This is a genomic window from Tritonibacter sp. SIMBA_163, assembly GCF_046535935.1.
GTDB lineage: Bacteria > Pseudomonadota > Alphaproteobacteria > Rhodobacterales > Rhodobacteraceae > Epibacterium > Epibacterium scottomollicae.
The window spans coordinates 1-244 of sequence record NZ_JAWJBP010001110.1 but is presented as its reverse complement, the minus strand read 5'-3'; the positions used below and the strand labels follow the sequence as shown (position 1 = coordinate 244).

The 244-nt window shown below is 44.7% G+C and carries 1 protein-coding gene; it reads right to left on the bottom strand.

What is annotated here, in order from left to right:
- Positions 1–244 (bottom strand): hypothetical protein (locus tag R0J92_RS25770; protein WP_411053782.1); only part of this gene is annotated, 244 nt, incomplete at both ends.

Genomic DNA, 244 nt, shown 5'->3' with positions numbered 1-244 from the left:
CTAAGCAAGATGCGATGAAATCGGCACGAATGGTAATTACAATTTTGAAGCGGTCTGCCGTAGCTGCCAAAGTCCCGAATAGTATCTCTAGAAAATGCTGTCTTTGTTCGGTTGTGGCGAGGGTAAATAATTCTTCAAACTGGTCAATCACCAAAACAACCATAGGTTCTGGACGAGTCCGCAGCCAATAAACCAGGTCTTTAACTTCTAGCAACTCAAGGTGTGGTAATTGGGGTGAATCCCC